General features: G+C 37.2%; 18 protein-coding genes and 1 pseudogene. 2 read left to right on the top strand and 17 right to left on the bottom strand.

The genetic code is table 11. The annotated features are described in order from the left end of the window. Positions 1 to 8: 8 nt before the first annotated feature. From pduL to Gferi_RS26005, 12 genes and pseudogenes are all read right to left on the bottom strand, one after another. The gene (gene pduL, locus Gferi_RS26060) at positions 9 to 656 is read right to left on the bottom strand and encodes a phosphate propanoyltransferase (protein WP_069981025.1); all 648 of its coding nucleotides are present in this window, start codon (positions 654 to 656) and stop codon (positions 9 to 11) included. Positions 657 to 684: 28 nt separating this feature from the next. Beyond that, complete coding sequence (locus Gferi_RS26055; protein WP_069981024.1) at positions 685 to 966, bottom strand: BMC domain-containing protein; 282 nt, start codon at positions 964 to 966, stop codon at positions 685 to 687. Between the two features lie 270 nt (positions 967 to 1236). After that, positions 1237 to 1503, bottom strand: a pseudogene (locus tag Gferi_RS29340) (BMC domain-containing protein); the annotation flags it as partial. 13 nt (positions 1504 to 1516) lie between these two features. Continuing rightward, on the bottom strand, positions 1517 to 1981 hold the full coding sequence (locus Gferi_RS26045) for a glycerol dehydratase reactivase beta/small subunit family protein (RefSeq protein ID WP_069981022.1): 465 nt from the start codon (positions 1979 to 1981) through the stop codon (positions 1517 to 1519). A gap of 3 nt (positions 1982 to 1984) precedes the next feature. Continuing rightward, positions 1985 to 3805, bottom strand: a complete 1821-nt coding sequence (locus Gferi_RS26040; protein ID WP_069981021.1) for a diol dehydratase reactivase subunit alpha — start codon at positions 3803 to 3805, stop codon at positions 1985 to 1987. A gap of 30 nt (positions 3806 to 3835) precedes the next feature. Beyond that, positions 3836 to 4351, bottom strand: a complete 516-nt coding sequence (locus Gferi_RS26035) for a diol dehydratase small subunit (RefSeq protein WP_069981020.1) — start codon at positions 4349 to 4351, stop codon at positions 3836 to 3838. 15 nt (positions 4352 to 4366) lie between these two features. Continuing rightward, complete coding sequence (locus Gferi_RS26030; RefSeq protein ID WP_069981019.1) at positions 4367 to 5017, bottom strand: propanediol/glycerol family dehydratase medium subunit; 651 nt, start codon at positions 5015 to 5017, stop codon at positions 4367 to 4369. Positions 5018 to 5046: 29 nt separating this feature from the next. Then, positions 5047 to 6711 (bottom strand): propanediol/glycerol family dehydratase large subunit, encoded by a 1665-nt coding sequence (locus tag Gferi_RS26025; protein ID WP_069981018.1) that lies wholly within the window; start codon positions 6709 to 6711, stop codon positions 5047 to 5049. A gap of 31 nt (positions 6712 to 6742) precedes the next feature. After that, on the bottom strand, positions 6743 to 7519 hold the full coding sequence (gene pduB, locus Gferi_RS26020) for a propanediol utilization microcompartment protein PduB (protein WP_069981017.1): 777 nt from the start codon (positions 7517 to 7519) through the stop codon (positions 6743 to 6745). 30 nt (positions 7520 to 7549) lie between these two features. Continuing rightward, complete coding sequence (gene pduA / locus Gferi_RS26015; protein ID WP_069981016.1) at positions 7550 to 7822, bottom strand: propanediol utilization microcompartment protein PduA; 273 nt, start codon at positions 7820 to 7822, stop codon at positions 7550 to 7552. A gap of 555 nt (positions 7823 to 8377) precedes the next feature. Beyond that, entirely contained in the window at positions 8378 to 9424 is a 1047-nt protein-coding gene (locus tag Gferi_RS26010; RefSeq protein WP_069981015.1) for a response regulator, read from the bottom strand. 16 nt (positions 9425 to 9440) lie between these two features. Next, the gene (locus Gferi_RS26005) at positions 9441 to 10667 is read right to left on the bottom strand and encodes a sensor histidine kinase (protein ID WP_069981014.1); all 1227 of its coding nucleotides are present in this window, start codon (positions 10665 to 10667) and stop codon (positions 9441 to 9443) included. A 184-nt stretch (positions 10668 to 10851) separates the two neighbouring features. On the opposite strand from Gferi_RS26005, the gene Gferi_RS26000 reads away from it, so the two are divergent. Further along, on the top strand, positions 10852 to 11772 hold the full coding sequence (locus Gferi_RS26000) for a cation diffusion facilitator family transporter (RefSeq protein ID WP_069981013.1): 921 nt from the start codon (positions 10852 to 10854) through the stop codon (positions 11770 to 11772). A gap of 1 nt (position 11773) precedes the next feature. Here the strand turns inward: Gferi_RS26000 and Gferi_RS25995 are convergent, their stop codons facing one another. Further along, the gene (locus Gferi_RS25995; protein WP_069981012.1) at positions 11774 to 12943 is read right to left on the bottom strand and encodes an RNA-binding domain-containing protein; all 1170 of its coding nucleotides are present in this window, start codon (positions 12941 to 12943) and stop codon (positions 11774 to 11776) included. 200 nt (positions 12944 to 13143) lie between these two features. Here Gferi_RS25995 and Gferi_RS25990 point away from each other — a divergent pair, with 200 nt between their 5' ends. Beyond that, positions 13144 to 14061 carry a selenium metabolism-associated LysR family transcriptional regulator gene (locus Gferi_RS25990; protein WP_069981011.1) on the top strand — a complete coding sequence of 306 codons (918 nt, stop codon included), beginning with the start codon at positions 13144 to 13146 and terminating at the stop codon, positions 14059 to 14061. A gap of 20 nt (positions 14062 to 14081) precedes the next feature. Here the strand turns inward: Gferi_RS25990 and Gferi_RS25985 are convergent, their stop codons facing one another. From Gferi_RS25985 to Gferi_RS25970, 4 genes are all read right to left on the bottom strand, one after another. Next, on the bottom strand, positions 14082 to 15509 hold the full coding sequence (locus tag Gferi_RS25985) for an aminopeptidase (RefSeq protein ID WP_069981010.1): 1428 nt from the start codon (positions 15507 to 15509) through the stop codon (positions 14082 to 14084). 140 nt (positions 15510 to 15649) lie between these two features. Further along, positions 15650 to 16306 (bottom strand): response regulator, encoded by a 657-nt coding sequence (locus Gferi_RS25980; RefSeq protein WP_069981009.1) that lies wholly within the window; start codon positions 16304 to 16306, stop codon positions 15650 to 15652. After that, entirely contained in the window at positions 16293 to 17468 is a 1176-nt protein-coding gene (locus tag Gferi_RS25975) for a sensor histidine kinase (protein ID WP_069981008.1), read from the bottom strand. Before Gferi_RS25975 ends, Gferi_RS25980 begins: the two co-directional genes overlap by 14 nt. A gap of 290 nt (positions 17469 to 17758) precedes the next feature. Continuing rightward, positions 17759 to 18247, bottom strand: a complete 489-nt coding sequence (locus Gferi_RS25970) for a hypothetical protein (RefSeq protein ID WP_069981007.1) — start codon at positions 18245 to 18247, stop codon at positions 17759 to 17761. Between the last annotated feature and the right edge of the window lie 89 nt (positions 18248 to 18336).

Genomic DNA, 18336 nt, shown 5'->3' with positions numbered 1-18336 from the left:
AATCCCCTTTAATCCTTTAAAATTTTAACACGATTTCCGGTTTTTAATCCCCCAGCGTTAGCTTCATCAGTATCTACATGCATTTCTAAAGCATATTGATCCGATACTCTAACCAGAACATTATAAAATACAATCTTCCGCAAACCCTCTGTGACTACATTTACAAAATTCTTGTCTTTTAAATCATGCTTTATTGCATAATCTTTTGGAACATGGATATGTCTTAATGCAGCAATGACCCCTTGATCTTTTTGTACTTCTCCTTTCGGCCCAATAATTTTAATACTAGGGGTTCCGCCAATTTTCCCAGATTCTCTTACAGGAGGCTCAAGGCCAAGAATATATCCATCTGAAAAAGAGATTTCTAATTGGGTTAGGTCTCTAACAGGGCCAAGTATTCTAACATTATCAAAAGATCCCTTTTTTCCGACTACCTTTACTGTCTCAACAGCAGCATATTGCCCAGGTTGCTTTAAATCTTTCAGTTTTGTCAATTGATATCCTTGACCAAATAAAGTATTCAGATCTTCCTTACTCAAATGAATATGTCGGTTAGAAACACCTATTGGGATACTATCCTCATTGATAATTTCGTCTATCCGTTTTAAAACTTCTCTTACAATTTTCTCAACGAACTGCTTATCCTGTTGAATCATTTGAAAGCTCCCTTCAATACCCAAGCCCTTATTCTACAGTTCCTTTTGGCAATAACTTTTCAGTATCTATATGAGGTCTTGCGATTACATGAACAGAGACAATCTCTCCAACTTTTGCTGCCGCAGCAGCTCCTGCATCTGTTGCAGCCTTTACTGCACCTACATCTCCTCTTACCATAACCGTAATTAATCCCGAGCCAATTTTCTCATAACCAATTAATGCAACATTTGCCGCTTTTGTCATTGCATCAGCAGCCTCAATAGCGCCTACCAGTCCTTTTGTTTCTATCATTCCCAATGCGTCACTCATCTGTTATTCCTCCTCTCCCTTTTCATCATAATGGATACATAAGGTTTTTAAATCTCCTTTTCTTCTTGGACATTTGGGATCCTTGCATAAATTACATATTTCTGTTGAAACTAGAATCTCTAATTCATCCTCTAAAGGAACTTCTTCTAATTGTAGGCTTTTTTCTTCTTCCCCCTCCAATATTACTTCTTCCGCTTTCTCTTCTATTGCTTTTTCTTCACTCGAGACCGGTTGAGTATCTCCTGCAAGCCCAACAGTTTCCTCCGTTCTAATCAGCTTATCTATTTCTTCATGGGGTCTTGGAATAACTTGTTTACTCCATACCTTATTGATTCTTTCAGCTGCAGCACAGCCTGCCTCTACAGCAGCCTTTACTGCACCTACATCTCCTTCAAATTTGATGGTTACCATTCCTCCACCTTTTGACAATTCGTAACCTATGAGGATTACATTGGCTGACTTTACTGCTGCATCTGCAGCCTCAACTGCTGCTGCCAAACCAACTGTTTCAATAATTCCTAAGGCAAGTTTAGACAATCCTTACACCTCCTTAAGCTTTTATTCTTTTCTTTAACTCCTCTAAAACCTTTACAATAATACTTTCAACATCCATTTCTGTACATTCTGGATCTGGTACCCCTATATCCCTTATAGAATCTACCGATTTAAAAGGTATCCCTTTCACTAACCTAGCAGCATTTGCACCTACAGCCCGCATAACACTTACACTGCTTGTGTGAGGTATTTGGAAAAGGGGCATTTCAAAAGGAAGCTTTCCATAGTGAAGAATAATCAAACCGTCACTGCCGATTCCCAGCCCAACGCTGAGGCTGGATGATTCTGCAGCCATATAACTCAGTTTTAATGAAGTATTTTCTGGCTGCGGCATCATTCGATAAGGAAGTCCTTCTTCTTCAATTCCCCAAATCAAATGATGAAATGCAGATAAATCATCTATACAGCTGCTATAGTACACATAGATAGAAGGTTTTTCTTTTCCATAGGCAATTTTCATAAGCTACGGCCCCACCTTCATCGCCAGAATTAGGCCCGTGGCCACTGCATTTCTAGGCCCTTCAGAGCCTCGAATGTTCCCTCTGCCTGCTACTACACCGTATTGTGATAAAGCATCGGTTACTAACTGCGGAACCTCAAAATCTAAAGCTGAGCCACCAACCAATACTACAAATTCAATATCTCTTATATTTCCGGTAGGACATACCATACTCAAAGCTCTTACTGCGTTGGTAACAAACACCTTTTCCTTTGCAGTCCGTCGAATCAGTTTAATCTTTTCTACTGAATTATGCTCTGGTATAGGAATCATGTTATCATCTTTTAAAATCACTACCTTCGCAAATACGTTAGGATCTAAAGATTTTTCAAAGAATTGGACAGTTCCATCTTCATGACGTATATGAAATAAGCTTTCTACCTTCGCCAATGGGTATTTTTTTATATCTTCAGCTATTTCCAGATCCTCCAGGCCCAATTCAGAGCGTATTAATAAGGTTACCATATTCCCTGCACCAGCTAAATGAATTGATTTGATTTCTCCATTTTTATTCATAATGGAAGCATCCGTAGATCCAGCACCCATATCCAATATTGCAAGAGGGGTACTACTGCCCGGTGTTGTGAGGGCTCCTCTGATTGCCATATCCGCTTCAACACCACCAACCTCTACTGTCACTGCCATCTCAGACTTTAATTCTTCTGCAATCATATCCATTTGCAGTTTATCTGCTTTTACCATAGCTGCTATACCCACAGCATTTTCCATAGAAAACTCTTCAGCTAACCCCCCTTTAACCTTTTGCGGAACAAAAGTATCTACTGCCAGCAAATCCTGAATTTTAATGGAATTAGGATGTTGCTTCGTAAGTTCAGACATCACCTGCCGAACTTTCTCTAACATCCCGCCTGCATTGGTTCCCGGTTCGCCTTTTACATCTTCAATAGGAGCTGCTATTTTTAAAATCTTCATGATTCTTTCAGCACCGTCATCCACATCAACAGTAGCCCTTCGCTTTTCACCGATTATATGAATTTGCCCTGCTGGAATCCTTCTTTCCTGTACATCCCCCTTTGGAGTTTTTATGACTACAGCTGATCGATTGCCTATTAATGCTCTTGCAATCGGTACGATTTGCTTTGTTTCTTCTGAAGTCAATCCAAAAACAGTGGCTATCCCATAGGGATTCGATAATATCTCTACTACACCGCCGGGACTAGCTACCTCTATTGCAGCCTTCATATGAACAGGAACCTTTTCTAGGAGTATCACTTCATCAACAATGGGAATCGGCTTTTTTAATCGATTGTTGATCAAAACACCATCATCCCGTTGAGCAACAGCCCCTGCGATCTGTATCCCGCACTCCATAAATCGATTGATCGTCTCCGCAGCATTCATAAAGTCTACCCATTTCGGAATTAAGACAATCACAGGTTCTCCATGATTACAGTTATCTAATTTATCAATATTGATTGTAATTCCTACTCCTAAGCCAATCCCTCCTGGCGTGGAAGGGTTGTGGCCAATCATGGTCGACTCGGTTATAATCGTTTCCGTAATCGTTTCCATGGCCACATCCCCAATTACAGGAGCAGCTTCATTTATTCTTATTAGATTTAAATCTTCTATTTTATGATTTATTTTATCTAAAGCTTGCTTAAGAGAGGCAAAGACACCATGAATGTTTTGTCTCGTTCCTTTTATCCCTGTAGTATTTACAATGCCGCTGGATAAAAAAATGGTTTCGTTTCGATCGTTGATTTGAGCTACAGCAACTTCTGTAGTGGCATTTCCTATATCTACTCCTGCTACAAGTTTCATATCTTTACCTCCTGGATTTTATCCCGGATTCTAGTCTTGTCTCAATCTATTCCTTTGCTCATATACTTCCGCCGCTTCTCTTACAAAGCTGGCGTTGATTTTAGCATTATATTTCCCCTCTAATTCATCGGCTATTTCTAATAGTTCTTGTTTTGTAGAACGATAAGGCCTTAGTGCATTGTAGATTTCGAGTATCCTATCATCTGGCACAGCAATTAATTCTGCTGCTCTTCTTAGGTTTCTTGCAAAAGCAGATCTTCCAACAGATTCAGCAACCTGTGCTTGCAGCTCCAGGGTTTCTGGGGATATTCTAACATCTGCGGGTGTAACCTCTCCGTTTAAAACACCTTTCAATGTAATTTCATCTAGGCTTTTTCCTGTAGGTGTTTTCACCCATTCAGGTCTGTTGGTCGCCAATGGATAATCAGTTTTAGGATTTATTTGACAAGCATTGGTTTCTTTTGCTAGACCAGCCTCCGCCTTTCCACTTCCCATGCTTAGCATGACTTCTCTTACAATTTGTTCAATTAGTTGTTGTTGATTCATCAATTTCACCTCCGTTTAATAAAAGCTAGCTTCCAGCTCAACAGGTTTCGCACCAGGTACTACATGCTCCGTTTCTTTTATATGAAGCAGTGCAGCCTTTGCTTGGAATTTTGGTCTTGCCATTTGGTCATTTCGTGTAGGAACAGGCTTTGGAGATTCTCCTTTTGCATATTTTGCGGCGTTTTTTCCGATTGCTCTAAAGGTTTCCAAATCAAGCAATGGTGCTTGTGGGAAAAGCTCCAGGTTATTTAGCGGTAATAGGTCTTTTTGATGAATAACGGTAGTACCTTTTGATTGGATTCCGATTCCAATCCCAGAACCACTCAGCTTTGCTGCATCATGGGCAGTAAAAGCTACATCAGATGTTCTGAGTACTCTAACAACTCTAGCCTTTAATCCTTCTTCCTCTATACCTGCAATTACTTCTCTTAAAACATCCATATGAGGAATGTCCGTGATCGTCTTTGTCTGAAACTTGCCGAATGCAGGTGCTAACGCTACTACAACCTCATCTTTTCTTACACCTACAGCAGCAGCACCTTTTTCATTCAATTCTAAGCCCTTTGCTGAGCTTGCCACCCTCGTTTCAACGCTTGTATCTTCAAGATTAAAGCCTTTTAAGACTTCCTCGATTACTTCTCGGATTAACTTTTCACTGACTGCCATCAGCTTTACACCCCTTTCTTTGCTTCCTTTTATTGAATATCTTCCGGTCTGATTGCATTTGGAATGTTCTTGATTTCATTCCATCTGGCTTCACTTAATTGATATCCAGTTCCAGGGCCCATGTAGTCATTGCAGTTATTGACTGCACTGATTACATTAAAGTCCTTATCGATAATCGCAGAGGTATGTAGGTAATCGCCTGAGATCCTTTGCTTTAACATATTTAATACATTTTGCGCCACGTCATCAAAGCCATGCTTGCTTAATGCTCTTACAATATCTAAGCCTGTTACAGCTCTCTTCATCATATCTTCAGCAGCCTTTAAATCTTCGACTACATTTCTGTCCGGCATATCTTTACTGCCATGGGCATATGTTGCTGCGTCTACCTCTTCATCTGTAATTGCGGGAAGTCCTATTTCTGCAAATACGGCCTGTAATGCTCTTGCAGCTTTATTTCTAATGGCAATTACCTCATCTTCAGATACTGGCCTTAATCCTCCATCTACCTTAAGGTCTCTTTGAATGGCATTAAAGTCATCAAAGTCCTCAGCATCTACGTTAGACCCTGCAAACATATTGTCATAGTTCGGAACTGCACTATATCCTGAAGTAATAAAATCAGTACCAGGAAGCATTTGCATCAATAATCTTGCCGTTCTTCTCATATCAGAATGAGAGAATGTCTGATCATTACCAGAGGCAACTTCCATATCTAACATCGTAGTAATTAAGTTTTCAGCAAGTACTGCCCTAATGCCAGAAGGCACGCCCCCAGGAACACCAATACAACTAATAGATCCGTTTTGTAATCCCTGAACTCCGGCACCCTTTGTAATGTAGATACATCTTGCTTCAAGGTAAAGCATTGATTTTCCTTCAGCATAGCCCATTTGTACTTCTGATCCGGTACCAGACGTAAATCTCATTTTTAGACCTCTAGAGGCATACGCAGAGGCTAAAAAAGATTTTGACCATGGCGTGTCATCCCCGTCGATAAACACAGGCTCTGTCCCGTATACAGATACAGTTTCAGCGTAACAAGTTAATCCTCTCATGCCTAAAAGCAGCTCAGTAGCTTCCTCAATGGCACATTGTGTTAATACACCACCTCGTCCTACCTGAGAACCTACTAGTAAAGACAATGCGTTGAAAGGTGCATACCGCACAATCCCTACTGTAGTCTCATGCTCATCGAATCCCCTTAATGCCGCTTCTGCCGAGTCAGCAGCGATTTGTACTGGATGATCCTTCACATTGGTAACGTGACATTGGTTTGAAGGTGTTTTCCTAGCTCTCATTTTTTGAAGTGCCATCATCATTTCTACAACGTTCATATAGCCCACAACTTCTACAATTTTTGCAGGTGTCATTGCGGTTGTTAACGCTACGATTCTTTCTCTTGGCACATTTACATCCACCAGCATCTTTGCCAACTCTTGAGAATTCATTCCCATAACTTCATTAGCCTTATCTAGGTTGATCGCATAATCAGCAACAAAACGGTCAATCATATCAAAATCTTCTCTTTTTTTACTATCCAGCTCAACTACTTTTCCATTTTCAATCTTAATGCTTGGCTTTGGATCATTAGGGCTATTCATGGCAATCAAACCAACTTCTGCCCATTCCCCTACGAATCCATCTTGATTAACAGGACGCTGTGCTAATGCTTGAAAGCGTTTTGATTTCATCCGTTTTCCCTCCTTTATTAACTGCCTGTTCTTATATATATGGTACCGTTACTGGATTTGCTTCGCCTGCAAGTGTTCCGAGAAGCTTTATGCCAACTTCTCGTGCTGCAATGATCGCTTGTCGTACTGCACCAGAATCACCACTAATAAATAGGATCACTTCGTTTGAGTAGCTTGTTCCACCTGCTGGAGATGCATAACCAACTACATCTACGTTGGCAGCCTTTACAGCTGTATCTGCGATCATAACGCCGATAGCTGCCGGAGCACCTACAATTAATCCGAAAGCTTTTCCTAATGGCGCATTAAAAGCTTTATTACAAGCATAGCTTGCTCTAGCTGTATATTGGAACTCTAAGTGTCCTGCATCGTTGGCATATACATCACCAAAGGTTCTATCCAATTCTTTTAATGCAACCTCAACCGCTCTTCTGGCATCAGATACATCTTCCGCACCAAACAGGATTAGGCATCCATGACCTGCGCCGCCCTTTGTATCTCTTGCTAATTCTATTTTAATTATTTCAGTATTTGTAGCTTTAACTGCTTCATCTGCCGCCATGATATGAGGACCTGCCCCTGTACGAGCTCCCAGGATTCCGATGGAGCGGTATTTCTTATCTAAACCCATAATTTCATGTAATTGATTATCTACATTGGCAATTACTAGTCCGATTGAATCACCAATCGCTGTTCCTACAAATTCAGTTAACCCGCAAGCCTTAGGTCCCTTTACTTCTTCGGCTTTAGGCGTTTCTACTTTCTTCATAACCTCTTCCATGATTTTTTCGATTAATTGTTCTTTCATTTTTTACACCTCCATAAATTTACAATTTAACTATCTCGGCAATATTTTCTCAACATCTGTATGAGGTCTTGGAATTACATGCACGGATACTACTTCTCCAACTTTTTCTGCAGCTGCTGCACCTGCGTCCGTAGCAGCTTTTACGGCGCCTACGTCCCCCCTTACCATGACTGTCACTAATCCTGAGCCTATTTTTTCGTAACCTACAAGTGCGACATTTGCTGCTTTAACCATTGCATCTGCGGCTTCTATTGCGCCTACTAACCCTTTTGTTTCAACCATGCCTAACGCTTCCTTGGTCATGCTTAATTCCTCCTTTAATTTTGGGTTTATATTTTGTTTCTAACAAAGACTTTTTCTGTAATAGATTTGATTTCTTTCTTCGCTTTTTACTGAAATCCTATGAAAATGTTTTTTAGCTGCTAGAATTTAAATGAATGATGTAACCAGCCCTCCTTCTTTTGAAATGTAAGTAGATTTCCAAATATATTTGTGTAACTAATTCGAATTTTTCATAAATTAACCTTGCGATAAAATTGGTCTATAGGTGCAAATTATTGTTCAGAATATTTTGTAAAATTTATAGATTGGGTAAATTGTAGTTTCTTAATGATATTTTTTTGTTATTCAACTGTGTTTTTTTGCTATTAGCCTATAACCCATATAAAAAGAGCGTCTCCGACGCTTTCGCTAGGGAACCCTAGGTTCCCTTCGACGACTGCTATTGCAGTCTGAGCACCCTCCTTAGTACGGCAGGGGATTTCATCCCCTACAACCCCTTTTTTTGTATAATAGAAAAATAGAACTTTCCTATTTATACAAAAAAACAATCAAGTTATTATTAATAACCTGATTGTTTTAAATCTTTCCTATTTGATCTCTATATTGAGAAGGTGTTATTCCCTCAACTTTTTTAAAAACCTTACTGAAATAATTTGGCTCATGAAATCCTAATTCAAGAGCAATATTTATTACTGGCATATTGGTATGTATGAGTAAGTCTTTAGCTTTTTCTATTTTCTTTTTTGTGACGTATTCAATAAAGTTTATACCAACTTGTTTTTTAAACAATTTACTTAAATAGAAGGGGCTTAATCCAACATGCTTTGCAACATCTTCTAGCGTTATACCCTTATGATAATTTTTTTCTATGTAATTTAGAATGATTTCTAATTCCTTATTCAAATTCATTTCTTTTTCTCTAAAGACCACATCATAGAGTTTTTCCATCAATCCATTAAACCATTGAATCATAGCTTCTATATTTTTTTGCGCGCCCAACTCATAGGTTGAATAAAATTGAAGATTAATTAACTTTTCTTGTTTATGACTGAGCCCATGGGATATTTTAAATATTTCGGCTATCCACTGGATCAATCTGCTTCTAAAAGAATCAACATCGTGTTTTTCAGCAGCAGCGATTTCCGGTATAATATCGTTTAATGCTTTTTTAAACCTATAATAGTCACCTTTTTTTAATAAGCCAAACATTTCTATTTCTTTCTCAGTAATATCATTCATTTTTATCATTTTAGCAGTATGTCTGTACTTGTTAATTACAGCCAAAATCTCCTGAGGTCTTGCCGGTTTTAAAATATAATCATCGGCACCAGCTTTGATTGCTTTTTGTGCAAGGGAAAACTCATCATATGCCGTTATAATAATAATAACTACATGGGGATTTTCTTTTTTTATTATTTCTGTTGCTTGTATGCCATCAATACCTGGCATTTTTATATCCATAAAAATAATATATGGTTTTAGCGTAGCATGCAAAGCAACAGCTTCTCTTCCTGAAGAAGCTTCTCCTACAATTTCTACATCCTGCATCCCTTCATGTATAATAATTTTAAGCGCCTCTCTTTCCAGATACTCATCATCTGCTAAAAGTACCGTTGTACACATAAATTAATCTCCTCATTTACTGCCTTGGTATTCTTAACTGTACCTTCGTCCCTTCATTAAGCTGGCTTTCTATGCATACACCATAATCAGGCCCATAATAATGAATTAATCTTTGATGTACATTGCTAATTCCAATTCCTGTAGTATTTTTTCCCGAAAAACTACTGTTTTTATCCTTCATAATCAATGCAAGTTTATTGGGAGAAATTCCTATACCATCATCGTAAATGTGAATGATTACATCTGTCTCTGATACAATTCCATCTACTTTTATTGTTCCTCCAGATTCCTTTGTCTCTAAACCGTGATTGATTGCATTCTCTATAAAAGGCTGTAATGTCATGAAAGGGATTCTTATATCTTTAGCATCATCAGGAATATTGATATTAAATTTTATTCTGCTGCCAAAGCGAATGCTTTGAATCTTCAAGTATCTTTCGATATGTAGTACTTCATCTTCCAATGAAACCATTTGACTGACTTTTTTCAAGGTATACCTGAGCATTTCTGCTAATAGAAAAACTGTCTCTTGCGTCCTGTCCGCTTTTTCAATCAATGCCAGTCTTCCAATGGTATTTAACGCATTAAAAAGAAAATGTGGATTGATTTGAGACTGTAAAGTTTTGAGTTCTGAGTCCTTCAATGCTTTCTCAAGTTCTATCCTTGCTTTCATTTCCTCCATCAGTTTAATATTCTTGTTGTGAAGCTCTTGCTGGACAATGTTAATAATTCCCTTTTCGACAATATAGTTCGAAACTAGAAACATCATTTCTGCTCCTGCTATAATTTTATCAAAGGGAATCACAGGGATTTCATTATATGCGTCTAAAATTTCTTGATTTTGTTCCCAACCTGCAACTGTTTTAACGATGTTATCCAATGTAAGCAATTTACTTTCCTCAACCAGTACTTGGCCGGCCATAATAGAACCTAGAAATTGTCCTTGTACGATGATCGGTACTGCAAAGTCTACCAAACCTGTGTGACAGCGGTATATGGATGGATTCCCTGTCCTTGCAGCTTCTAAACCGCCGTGAGCATCAGATTGTTCACATAATTCTCTACAACGATTATTTAGACGTATTAACTTGCAGAATGTGGAAAAATTACTATAGTTTGTAACCGGCTTTCCCTGATAGTCAACCGTTACCGCTGCAAATCCAGTAGCTTCGGCAAACTTGTCCTGAATTTCTTGTAGTATTTCTACATCAATAACATCCCTTAGATGAAATATGCCCTGCATACGTTTTCCTCCTAGAGATATTGAAATTTTCTATATTTTCATAATTCGATTCATTTCATTAAATTCCTTCACCTATTTTAAACTAATTAGAAAAATATTCTTAATGAAATAGTAGTTGATGGGTATAATAGTTTAATAGTAGATGTTTTCTTAAAGTAATTTTCATATGAAAGGAAATAGACATATGGATGAAACACAAAGATATCAAATAGGCAGAAGAACGTCATGGATGAATATTATTGGAAATGTTCTATTAACAGCGCTAAAAGCTGTGGTAGGATATATTGCAGGCAGTACGGCCATGGTTGCTGATGCTTTTCATTCAGGCTCTGATATTTTGGCAACAACCATCGTCCTTCATGGCCTTAAGATCTCTCATCAACCGCCAGACGAAGGACATCATTATGGCCATGGAAAAGCAGAATCCATTGTTTCTAAACTAATTGCAATATTACTGGTTATCACAGCATTGGGGATTGGGCTTTCTGCTTATAACTCCCTTAGAGATCCAGCATTAGAACCGCCAAATAAAATTGCTGTATGGACAGCCCTTATTTCCATATTGTTTAAAGAATGGATGTACCGTTACACAGTTGGAATAGGAAAAAAAATAAAAAGCCAAGCACTCATTGCTGACGCCTGGCATCATAGAACAGATGCTTTTTCATCTGTTGCAGCACTCATCGGGATTAGTGGCGCAATTTATGGCTATCCTATATTAGATCCTATTGCGGGGATTGTTGTAGCAGCTATGATTATCAAAGCAGCTGTTTCCATTTACTTAGAGGCTATTCATCAATTAATGGATACCGCCCCCGCTAAAGAAGTTATGGAGGATATTAAACAAACTTCATTGTCCGTAGATGGCGTTCGCTCTGTCCATGATGTAAAGGCAAGAAAATATGGAGCAGAGATTTTGGTAGATATGAAAATATGTGTAGATCCACTTATCACGGTTGAAGAAGGACATCATTTGGCAGGTCAAGCTAAGCATCTGGTTCTAGAAAAAATTCCTGATGTAAAAGATGTATTAATTCATGTAAATCCCTGTTCAGAAAAGGATTATGAAAAATGCAACCCCTGCGAGCACTATAAAAAAGGATAATTTACTTATCCTTTTTTTTAATTTGATTGATGCCGGGCAGTATTATTTTAAATAGATTTCTTTTTTCTAGGTTTATAATTCTTACCCCGCCAGTATTTGAGAATAACCTATTGATCCTGTGCAAATTCATCCCTTTATGCAAAATTCGATGATTGGCATCTAAAACCATCAGTCGACTATATAACCACTTGTTTCTTATCGAATGATTGTGATCTCTCAGTACGGACTGCATCGTATTCCCTTTAGCCAGGGCTCCGGGATTGCTGATTTCAATCTTATAATCACTAATAACAACGACTATATCTCTCGCAATATCAAAATAATCTCTATGAATCACTGCATTTACAATGCATTCATAAATACTCGCCGCAGGATATTCGTGTTCTGAAAAAAATGCTGAAATCCACGTGTTGCTTTTTTCTAATAATTCGATGAGATTTCCTGAGATGATATGCGTAGCTTTATCCCCGTCCCTGAAAATTACAAAACGAAGTGTACAGTGTGGAAGATAATTTTGGGGATGATTGCAAAATAGAAGCAAGCCTCCAACGGTAGGATATACCTTTCCGGTTTCACTATCTATATGTATAATTCCCATATTGTTCCATACTTCTTTTTCTAAGGATTCTTCAACTACCATTCCAATTTTATGCAAATATTGATTAATGTTTTTCTTGTCCAGATCTTTTATATCACTATGGTAGACTGGAATTAATTCATTATTTATGAGTCCTGCTTCCTGGAACATGCTTGCAATCTCATCTCTTCTTGCAAAATCTGTTGTAGATCCTCTGCGCAAATAAAAAGCACCGGTTTGTCTCATTTGATGCGGTCTCTGTCCACTCTTAAATATAGTTATAACACCAATAAAATTACCTTCATACATTACATGCTCTACTCGGATATTTATTGGTGGATCGCATCGATAACTAATAATCTGTTGAATTCTTTCCTCTTCAAATTCATCGGATTTAATGCCAACAATTTTCTTGCTTTTGTCCTCAACACCAATAATAATATAGCCTCTACCTCCCAAACTGTTGGCAATCGCTATGATGTCTTTAGCAAATTCCTTTTTGCCAGATTCAGTGTCCAGATTTAAACTCTCTTTAAAATCCAGCTTTGTTCCCTCACGCTGTTTCAACAGAATTTTCAGTCTTTGCAGATCCATAGCATCATCCTTTCGTAGTGATTGTTCTAATTATTATTATGCATATTCAAAGTAAAATATTTAAGACTCCCTATAACAGGTTGTAGCTCCATCGATACAATCAATTTGCACAGTTCTCCCTTTCGTTCCTTTTTTCAGTTTGATATAAATAGTACAACATGATAAGATTATTTTATGAAAAAAGGTATTGGAGTGATTTTATGGATTTTCGGCAACTTGAGACCTTTGTAGCAATAGCAAAGTTTAAAAGCTTTTCAAAAGCAGCAGATTACCTATTTTTAACGCAGCCTACCATTAGTAATCATATACAAAATTTAGAAAATCAATTAGGCACCATTTTGATTAATCGTACTAATAAAAAAGTTACTTTGACAAAAGCAGGAGAAATACTGTACTCTCACGCGTTGGACATACTGAATAAACGAGAGTTAGCATTATTCAACCTGGAGCAGTTTAAAGGCAAGATAGAGGGCACCCTCGAAATCGCTACCAGTACTACTCCTGAACAATATATTCTTCCTCAATTCTTAAATTCCTTTCATAGAATTTATCCTGATGTTAAATATCATCTGCTGCATTTTGATTCACTTCAGGTTGTAGATTCTATTATCAATGGAGAAATTGATTTTGGAATTGTTGGTGCAAGAGAAGATAACAAAAGACTGAATTATATAAACCTTATGGCAGACCGTTTAGTAGTTATAGCGCCTAATACAGCACCTTACCGGGATATGAATTCCATCTCTATTGATTTTTTGAAGAGTAGTAAAATGATTCTGCGGGAAGAAGGCTCGGGTACGAGAAAGATTTTTGAACAGGCACTCCATCAGCAAAACATTTCTATTGATGGTTTTAATGTCGTTGCTTATATAGAAAATACAGAGACAATAAAACAATGTGTAAGGCTTGGATTAGGATTATCTATTGTTTCAGAACTTTCCATCGCAGACGAAGTAAACTTCAATTTTCTTAAAAAAATTGAAATCGAAGGTTTGGATCTGTGCCGCAATTTCTATTTTACTTATCATCGATATCGTACATTATCTCCCTTGGCAGAAACCTTTAAAAACTATGTAATTGAGCATAGTCACCCGGCACCTATTAAACAAAAAGTATAATAACCGGCAATATCCGGTTATTATACTTTAAAAAAGGCATGATAAGCTTTGTAAGTCATATATACATCTACTTTGCTAACAATCTCTAAGGGTGCATGCATACTTAATACGGGCACGCCACAATCAACTACCTCGGCACCATAATTTGCTAAAATATATGCGATTGTACCGCCGCCGCCCTGATCAACCTTACCTAATTCTCCTACTTGCCACAAAACCTCATTATCATTAAAAATATTCCGAATCTCTGCTAAAAACTCTGCATTGGCATCGTTGGAGCCACTTTTTCCTCTGACACCAGTATATTTTACTAATATAACACCCTTCCCCAAATACGCTGCATTTCTTTTATCTAATACATCTGGAAAATTCGGATCAAAAGCTGCTCCTACGTCGCCGGAGAGCACTTTGGAATTTGCCATGGACCGTCTGATTAATAACTCAATCGGTCCTTGATTTTGAATAGCAATGAGCTCAGCCACCACATTCTCAAAAAACCTTGACTCCATTCCTGTATTACCCATACTGCCTACTTCTTCCTTATCAACAAATAATGCAACAGCCGTCTTATTTGGAGTTTCAATATCTAATACTGCTTTTAGCGCTGTAAATGCACAAACCCGGTCATCATGGCCATGAGCACCTACCATACTTTTGTCAAAACCAACATCCTTGGCCTTACCAGCAGGAACTGCTTCTACTTCTGCGACAAAAAAGTCATCCTCATATATTCCATACTTTTCATTGAGAATTCTCATGATATTTAATTTGACTCTTTCTTTTATTTCCTGATCTTTGAAGGGGATGCTGCCAATTAAAATATTCAATCCCTCTCCTGTAATCCCTTCACTCAACTTTTTTTCTGCTTGATCCTTTGCGAGGTGAGGCAATAAATCTGTTATAAAAAACACAGGATCTTTTTCATCCTCTCCAATAACGATATTTAGTTTTTCACCGTTTTTCTTTATCACAACACCATGGAGTGCCAAGGGGATTGCTGTCCATTGATATTTCTTAATTCCTCCGTAATAATGGGTTTTAAAAAATGCCATTCCACCATCCTCATAGAGTGGATTTGGCTTTAGATCTAGTCGCGGCACATCTACATGGGCACCGACGATATGCATCCCTTTTTCTAAAGGTTCACTTCCAATCACAAGCATCACAGCAGCTTTGTCTCTATTGTTTGCATAAATCTTTGTTCCAGGCTCTAGCTTGACTTCTCCCGCTATCACCTCTTTAATGGAAACATATCCATGCTCTTTAGCTGTTTCTATAATCTCCCGGATACATTCTCTTTCTGTTTTTCCCCGGTCCAGAAAAGATTTATATTCCTCATTTAATTCTAATAGTACTTTGTTTTCCCTTTCTGTAAGCAAATCCCATCCAGTTTTGAATTCATAAATAACTTTCTTTCTTAGTTCTTTCCCTATTAAGTTATCAGACATAATGATCGCCTCCATGTACAAATATTACTATATGTATGATTATTTTTTTGAATTTATGTGTATTCTCATTTTATAATAAGTTTTCCGTTTTTACCATCATTAATCAATAAAAATTTTTCCAACAAAAAAAGATCTAATTTCTAGATCTTTTTAATATTATGTTTATATGCATAAATTGCTGCCTGTGTTCTGTCATTTACATCAATTTTCTTAAAGATATTGGACACATGATTTTTTACAGTTTTTTCACTTATAAAAAGACTCTCGGCTATTTCTTTATTATTTTGCCCTTCAGCAATTAGTATAAGTACTTCATATTCTCTTCTTGTCAATCGCTCTCTTTTAAATTCTTCATCCGTTGACCCTCTTTTGTTAAATTCACGAACCAGAGAAGACGCCAGAGAAGGATGAATATAGGAATCACCAGCATACACATCTCGTATTGCCTTTGTTAAGCTAGAGGATTCAGCATCTTTTAAAACATATCCTGAAGCACCAATATTAATCGTTTCAAATAAATATTCTTTATCTTCATGAATCGTTAACATAATGATTCGGGCATCAACACCCATATCTTTTAATCTTCTTAGTGCCTGTATCCCATTCATTTGCGGCATATTGATATCCAGTAGCACGATATGGGGTTTTAACTGTTGTGTTTTTTTTATGGTTTCCTCCCCATTTATAGCCAAGCCAACTACTTCAATATCGTCTTCCAGCTCCAATATTTGCTTCAATCCTTGTCTCATAAGTGCATGGTCATCTGCTATCAGCACCTTTATTTTACTTTTTATCATACAATTCCTCCTCTTCTCCTAAAGGAATACTTACTCTAATTCTTGTACCTTTACCAACATCACTGGTAATTTCAATATTCCCTTTTAAAAGTTCTACCCTTTCCCTCATAATAAATAATCCATAGCTACATTCTTCCTTGGTCGATGTAAATGCTTTCTCAACATTAAATCCGATACCATCGTCAATTATGAGCATATTTATGTTTTTGTGCATTACCTCCAGTTTTATTACAACCATACTTGCCTTAGCGTGCTTATTAACATTATGTAAAGCTTCCTGTATAATACGAAAAACAGATAACTGAATAATTGAATCTATGGTAAGTCCCTTTGCCATTACTGAAAAATTAACATTGATCTTTGTCTCATCTTCAAAGTTAATAATAAACCTTTGTATTGTAGGCACCAATCCTAAATCATCTAGAGACATGGGACGTAAATCGTATATAATTTTCCTTAGATCTTTTAGTGCATCCCTAACAAAGTTTTTCAACTGATTCAACTCATACTTTGTTTGTTCAGTATCTCGATTAATTAGCTTTTCACAAATCTCAGCTTTTATGACCACATTTGCCATTGATTGGGCTGGACCATCATGGATATCTCTGGCAACACGCTGCCTTTCTTCTTCCTGTGCTTTAATAATTTTTATTCCCAGTTCTTGCTTTTGCTGGATATCCTCAAGCTGTTCAAAAACATCTCTTAGATTTCCACTTAAATAACCCATTGCCACCCCTACCTGTGAAACGAGCCTCTCTGCTTTTTTTACCACTTCATAGGCATGTTTAAGCCTACGCTCCAACTCAGTTCTTTGTTTAATGAGCTCTCTTTCTTCTTGCCTTTTAAGTGTCATCTTAATCTGTAAGTCTTTAGCTTCTTCATAAGCAGATTTAATATCCTGTTCTGTGAATTTTTTAAAATCCTTGCTCACTAGTACAAGCTTCTGTCTGCTTTTCTTTTCCAGTGCAATTAGCATATCCACTTCTTCAATCAAAAGAGATGCGGCTTTTTTTATGGATTCCAGATCTTGCTCAGCGCTTCTGCACTCATTTCGAGCACTCTCAGCAATATCAAATATCTCATTTTTCCCCTTTTCTAAGGAATCAATGGTTTTTTTTACGATATCATTTAGTTTTTTTACATCTAACGAAGGTTTGTACATACCTGCACCTCTGGCATATTTAATATTCTTACTCCGACAAAATATCTATTTCACTAACTACGATGTATGTAAATTCTGCATGAATATTACATAATCCTTCTGTTTTCTATCATAATTTATTTACGATTTCATGAAAATAGTACTATCTATCTATATATGAAATATTTCTCTTTCTCTACTACTTTCTCAATCGTTTACTTTAATATCTAACAAGAATCGTTTTCACTTTCCTGTTATCAAATTTATATCCTTCTGCCAACAATAAACAAGGCTGCAGAATCTGCAGCCTTTTATTGTGTGATACTGTAATCACTTAATTTCCATACACCTTTATCTTTTAACAAAACAACCTTATATTTTATTTCTTCTAGATAATGTCCTTCTAATCCCTGCATTTTCCATAAAATTGTTACGGTAGCTCGCATATTCGTCTTGCCATAGGATAAATTCTCGATTTTAATTACTTCAACTTTCAACACCTTATCCATATCCGTAGGATCGCTTATCAGGGACTCGAAAGCATCCGTATCAAAAGAAAGTAACGGTTCTGCAACAATTTGGCTTAATCTATTCTTAAACTGCTCGTGATTTTTGTTGGCCTCATACAAATCATTCCAGAGTTCTGTTCTTTGCTTAAATAGGCCCTCAATTAAGGTCATTTCACTTTCATTATTCATTACAGGATATTGATCTTGTACTATGTTATCGTCGGCGAAAATAAATTTTCCATGAATGAATATTGCAATAAGCAGCAAAAACACTAATAGCGCTTTTTTCATTGATTGCACCCCCATATGTTGTATATATGGATAAATTATATACTACTTATAGAGGTGAAATTTCAGTTAACCTGCTGTCAAAGACAATA

It is taken from the genome of Geosporobacter ferrireducens (genome assembly GCF_001750685.1).
GTDB lineage: Bacteria > Bacillota > Clostridia > Peptostreptococcales > Thermotaleaceae > Geosporobacter > Geosporobacter ferrireducens.
Note: the sequence above shows the minus strand (reverse complement) of the source record. Positions and strands in the feature narration are given on the sequence as shown.

Excerpts from the sequence above, each read along its gene's own strand:
- pduL (WP_069981025.1), bottom strand. The coding sequence starts at position 656 with ATGATTCAACAGGATAAGCAGTTCGTTGAGAAAATTGTAAGAGAAGTT.
- Gferi_RS26055 (WP_069981024.1), bottom strand. The coding sequence starts at position 966 with ATGAGTGACGCATTGGGAATGATAGAAACAAAAGGACTGGTAGGCGCT.
- Gferi_RS26045 (WP_069981022.1), bottom strand. The coding sequence starts at position 1,981 with ATGAAAATTGCCTATGGAAAAGAAAAACCTTCTATCTATGTGTACTAT.
- Gferi_RS26040 (WP_069981021.1), bottom strand. The coding sequence starts at position 3,805 with ATGAAACTTGTAGCAGGAGTAGATATAGGAAATGCCACTACAGAAGTT.
- Gferi_RS26035 (WP_069981020.1), bottom strand. The coding sequence starts at position 4,351 with ATGAATCAACAACAACTAATTGAACAAATTGTAAGAGAAGTCATGCTA.
- Gferi_RS26030 (WP_069981019.1), bottom strand. The coding sequence starts at position 5,017 with ATGGCAGTCAGTGAAAAGTTAATCCGAGAAGTAATCGAGGAAGTCTTA.
- Gferi_RS26025 (WP_069981018.1), bottom strand. The coding sequence starts at position 6,711 with ATGAAATCAAAACGCTTTCAAGCATTAGCACAGCGTCCTGTTAATCAA.
- pduB (WP_069981017.1), bottom strand. The coding sequence starts at position 7,519 with ATGAAAGAACAATTAATCGAAAAAATCATGGAAGAGGTTATGAAGAAA.
- pduA (WP_069981016.1), bottom strand. The coding sequence starts at position 7,822 with ATGACCAAGGAAGCGTTAGGCATGGTTGAAACAAAAGGGTTAGTAGGC.
- Gferi_RS26010 (WP_069981015.1), bottom strand. The coding sequence starts at position 9,424 with ATGTGTACAACGGTACTTTTAGCAGATGATGAGTATCTGGAAAGAGAG.
- Gferi_RS26005 (WP_069981014.1), bottom strand. The coding sequence starts at position 10,667 with ATGCAGGGCATATTTCATCTAAGGGATGTTATTGATGTAGAAATACTA.
- Gferi_RS26000 (WP_069981013.1), top strand. The coding sequence starts at position 10,852 with ATGGATGAAACACAAAGATATCAAATAGGCAGAAGAACGTCATGGATG.
- Gferi_RS25995 (WP_069981012.1), bottom strand. The coding sequence starts at position 12,943 with ATGGATCTGCAAAGACTGAAAATTCTGTTGAAACAGCGTGAGGGAACA.
- Gferi_RS25990 (WP_069981011.1), top strand. The coding sequence starts at position 13,144 with ATGGATTTTCGGCAACTTGAGACCTTTGTAGCAATAGCAAAGTTTAAA.
- Gferi_RS25985 (WP_069981010.1), bottom strand. The coding sequence starts at position 15,509 with ATGTCTGATAACTTAATAGGGAAAGAACTAAGAAAGAAAGTTATTTAT.
- Gferi_RS25980 (WP_069981009.1), bottom strand. The coding sequence starts at position 16,306 with ATGATAAAAAGTAAAATAAAGGTGCTGATAGCAGATGACCATGCACTT.
- Gferi_RS25975 (WP_069981008.1), bottom strand. The coding sequence starts at position 17,468 with ATGTACAAACCTTCGTTAGATGTAAAAAAACTAAATGATATCGTAAAA.
- Gferi_RS25970 (WP_069981007.1), bottom strand. The coding sequence starts at position 18,247 with ATGAAAAAAGCGCTATTAGTGTTTTTGCTGCTTATTGCAATATTCATT.